Here is a 4,329-nt window from a genome sequence, read left to right as displayed (position 1 = left end):
AGCCCTACACTCTATGGTAAAGCAAGTGATGGTTTAGCTGCTAAAGCAATGAGACAGAATTTCGATAAGATAAGTGCCGGCAAAACCAGTCTAACCATAGGTTTAGAGGATGAGGTTGGAATATTGGAATCCAGCCACCGTGGAGAGGCCTTTTTCAATGCACTTAACCTTTATGATAATGTCATCTTGCGTGCAATGTTCATAGGGAACCTCATTATGGGAGATGCAAGTGCAACTGGAAGCTACAACCAATCATCCACACAAATGGACACTACACTGAATATCTTGAATGGTATACATGAAGATGTTGCAGCAGGTTTCCAGGTACTTATTAATCAGATAGTGGAATGGAACTTCGGAGTGAATGCTAATGCACCGAATATCAAATTTGAATCATTCATAGGTAAAGATTATCTTGCACTTTTAGGTGCATTGCAGCCTTATGCTCAGAACATGCTTGTTGATACCACCAGCCCTTGGTTTGAGGAATTGATTGCCACTACAGTACAGGAACAATCCGGAATCAAGGTAGATAGGGATACTGTAACTGAGGATGATGATGAGGCAGATGTTGATTATGCCATGACAGAGAATATTCCTGGAACTGATGAGGCTAATAATTTAATCAATCAGATATTATGAGCACTAAAAAGAACAATAGGATTTCCTTGAAAAAGCAAGTCAATACAAACACCAAACGTTTCAAGGTCCTTATGAAAGACATTCGTAACGATGTCAAGGCAAGGACCAGGAACAGTAAGGATTTGGAGGAATGGCTTGAAAAGCTACATCCTTATGTTGGAGAGAACTGTCTAATCAATGGTGTTCATGGAGCAGAAGCAGCGGCCATAATAAGGAGCATCGTAAAGACAGTTGAAATGACTAAACTTCCTCCTGGTGCCAATCAGGAAATAGTCAAGGGAGTCATGAGTGAAGCCTGCATGACTTATGTAACCAATGTAGGCAAAGACATACAAACCGAACTACAGCGTATAGCTGTTGAATCTTACAATAATAAACTTGCTCCACGTGAAATAGCGGATGTGATGGCACAAAGGATAGATGTATTATCCACTACACGTTGTCAAGTGATAGCCAGAACTGAAACTATGAGAGCAAACAACTTATCTAACCTTATAGCTGCACGTGAGAATGGTGCACAATCCTACACTATAGAATGTGATCCTGGTGCATGTGAATTATGCCTTGAAAAATACAAGGAACTTGAAGGAGACCAGGAAATACCTGAAGCCAGTAACGAATCCACTATTTTTGACATACTTGACACGGATAATTTCCCACCATTCCATCCCAATTGCAGATGCACTCCAAGGTTTAGCACAAAGACAGTAGAACAAAGACTAGGAGACTAATAGATCATGTTAGAAGATACTAAAATCTGGACGAAAGGAAAAATGAATTTATTCGTTAACCATGAACCTAAAGAGGTTTATGTAACCAGAGAAAACGTACTTAATGCTTATAAGGACCTGCAGTCTACTCTTACCAATGACGGAAGCGTACCTATTGGTATAGACCACCTTCCAGAGGCAGTAATAAAAGCGAGTCCTGTCCTTGAGAAATTGGATTTGCTTAATGTAGGTACTATAACAGCTGTTGGTTTCAATGCTACTGATGATAGTATTGAAATCAAGGAAGCTACACTAACCAATCCACTCATTAAGGATTTGTATCTTAAAGGTGAGTTGGATAGTGTGAGTATAGTTGCACCTGCAACTGTCAAGACATGTCCACAAAACGATGATGTTTTGATAGTTGAAAAGACTACAATAAATCGAGTGGATATTGTCGGTGAAGGTGCATGTCCAACTTGCAAAATACCAAAACCCACTAACACTGAGGATTTTGTCTATGCAAGAAAACCAATAAATACCAATACGGAGGTTAATGATATGGCAGAAGATGAGACCATAACTATGGAAAACATTCAAGCATTGCTTGATGAAGCACTTAACCCTGTTACCGAAAAATTGACTGCTATCGAAGAAAGAGTGGCAGCTCTTGAAGAAAAACCAGCAGACGATGAAGGTAAACCAGGTGAAGAAAAAGATGATGAGATTAAAGCTGCAAAAGCAGAAGCTGCAGAAGCATTAGTCGATGCTCAAATCATGGCAGGTAAAGTAGTGCCTGCACAAAAAGAAGCAATGACTAAATTAGCATTAGCAGACACAGAAAGCTTCAAGGCTTTAATGAAAGACGCTCCAATCATCGTAGATTTGGAAGCTAGAAGAAGCCTATTGACTGGAGATAATGGAGAAGGTGATGAAGATGAAACCCTCACTCCAGAAGAGGAAAATCTTAATGCAGTATTAGATCACTTTGCAGGAGAGTAAAATCATGATGGAATTAGAAAACAAAGGAAAATTCGGAGTTACCCATATCTTCGATGCAAACATGGGAAACAGGACTGTTAGAATCGGCAGAGACCATTCTGGTAGAAGATCAGTAGTAACCTACGCTAATGAAATCCTTGAAGGGGATTTAGTAAAAATAGTAGGCCCTGAACAAGTAGCAAAATGTGCAGCTGGAGACACTCCAATCGGCATAGCTATGAAAGACTATGACCATGAAGGAGCATTACCTACCACTTCTGCAACTTGGGGCAATTATGATAACAATGCAATTGTACGTGTTGAAACTTTTGCAAGAGTTATCAAAACCGTGCAATTAGAAGCTGCAAATAGTAAAATTGTAGCAGGTGACAAAATCAAAGTCGGAACTACAACTCCAGGATGTTATGATAAAGGCACAAGCACTAATAACGCTGTAGCATTAGAAGACGCAGCTGCAAACAGTGGTGCTAAAATCAAAGTAGCATTTGGAGTCATGCCAATCTAAAATTATATTACAAGAGGAGGAAAAATATTATGGCACAATTTTTAGATCCAGATTATTTTTTACATAAAGAAAATCAAGAATGGTACGCTCATGAAATCGCTCATGAACAATTATTATTCTTAAACATGTTTGGTACTCACCAAAACAAAACCGGTACTTTCGTAAGTATTGACACTAGTTTATCTGCAGCAAAAGCTTTAGCAGATGAAATCATGTCTGAACCTACCCGTTACGCTGAAGGTATTGATTTCACCAGCATTAAATTCACTGACAACACCCCTGAAGCTGGTGTATTAGGTGGAAGAGGTTTTGAATTCACTTACAGTGACTTCTGGGAAGAAAACGGACAAATGTCTTCTACATATCCTAACCGTGTTGTTCAATGTATTAGTGCATTATGTATTTACACTGACTTGTTAGTAGCACGTACTTTAAAAGACAGTGCAGGTACTGAAGCACCTGAAACCACTGACTGGGATAGTAGTGGGGACATGGACCCTAAACATGATGTCAACCTCATTCAAAAAGCGTTCTTTGAAACCAATCAGAAATTACAGGCAACTGATATTGTGTTAAACTCTAATCAGTACTTCAACCTTTGCGACTACCTTGACAGTTTTGACATTACCTACAATATCTTAAACCTCAACTGGAAAGGAATTCAATTCTGGAACAGTGGAAACGTAGTTGCAGATGGAGATTACCTTGCATTATGCAATAAAGTTCCTGCAGTTGTACTTGAAAAATACACCAATCCTAAATACAGTACTATTCAACAAGCTATCGATACTGCTGTTGCAATTGGTGATAAGAAAGCTTTAACTAAATTACCGGATGCATTAGTTAACACTAACATTTTCAAACCTGAAGGCAAACCAGAAATGAACACTCAACAATTCTGGTTTAACATGGTTCCTAATGTGGTTAACAAGCAATCTATTATGAGTGGTACTTTTGGAGAGTAGATAAATTTTACTCTCTAAATTTATACCTTTTTAAAGGAGGGTTAAATATATGACTACAAATATTAAAGGCTTTGCCGCTGCACAAAGACATAAAGGCGGCTATGATAAATGGGTTTATGACATGATTGTATCTTTAGCAAATGGTGAAAGTGGAGATACAGCTGCTATCGAAGAATTGCAAGAAGCAATCGGAGATGAGTCAACTGAAAATACTATCCTTTACAGGATTAAAGCATTGGAAGATGCATCCGAAGACGATTCAGAAGGAGGAAAATAAACCCTGAATCTTTTTTTTAACTTTTTTTCTTAAATAAATTTTAAATTTTAAACTTTTTTTTCATTTTTTTTATAGGGAGGTTTTGATATTTTTGACTGAAGAAAACGCTAACGAGGAAACTTCTAATATTTATTCTGATGTCAATAAGGTCCATGCTCTCGTTAAGTATACTGGTGATGAGGCAGATGATGATCTATTTCAAATTGCATGCGACAATGCAGATGCAAC

6 protein-coding genes are annotated in these 4,329 nt (G+C 38.2%); all 6 read left to right on the top strand.

Features of this window, described 5'->3' with window-relative positions; all coding sequences use genetic code 11:
* A partial coding sequence (locus QZU77_RS10475; protein WP_295603870.1) for a hypothetical protein occupies positions 1–642 on the top strand: 642 nt, incomplete at its 5' end.
* The gene (locus tag QZU77_RS10470; protein WP_295603868.1) at positions 639–1,373 is read left to right on the top strand and encodes a hypothetical protein; all 735 of its coding nucleotides are present in this window, start codon (positions 639–641) and stop codon (positions 1,371–1,373) included. The genes QZU77_RS10475 and QZU77_RS10470, both read left to right, overlap by 4 nt.
* A gap of 6 nt (positions 1,374–1,379) precedes the next feature.
* Entirely contained in the window at positions 1,380–2,354 is a 975-nt protein-coding gene (locus QZU77_RS10465) for a phage protease (protein WP_295603866.1), read from the top strand.
* Positions 2,355–2,358: 4 nt separating this feature from the next.
* A complete protein-coding gene (locus QZU77_RS10460; RefSeq protein ID WP_295603864.1) occupies positions 2,359–2,859 on the top strand; it encodes a hypothetical protein in 501 nt (166 codons plus the stop codon).
* 29 nt (positions 2,860–2,888) lie between these two features.
* Entirely contained in the window at positions 2,889–3,824 is a 936-nt protein-coding gene (locus QZU77_RS10455; RefSeq protein ID WP_295603862.1) for a hypothetical protein, read from the top strand.
* A gap of 121 nt (positions 3,825–3,945) precedes the next feature.
* Complete coding sequence (locus QZU77_RS10450; protein WP_295603860.1) at positions 3,946–4,101, top strand: hypothetical protein; 156 nt, start codon at positions 3,946–3,948, stop codon at positions 4,099–4,101.
* Positions 4,102–4,329 lie beyond the last annotated feature (228 nt).

This window comes from uncultured Methanobrevibacter sp., from assembly GCF_902774605.1.
GTDB lineage: Archaea > Methanobacteriota > Methanobacteria > Methanobacteriales > Methanobacteriaceae > Methanocatella.
The sequence above is the reverse complement of the archived record's forward strand: the minus strand, read 5'-3'. Positions and strand labels throughout refer to the sequence as shown.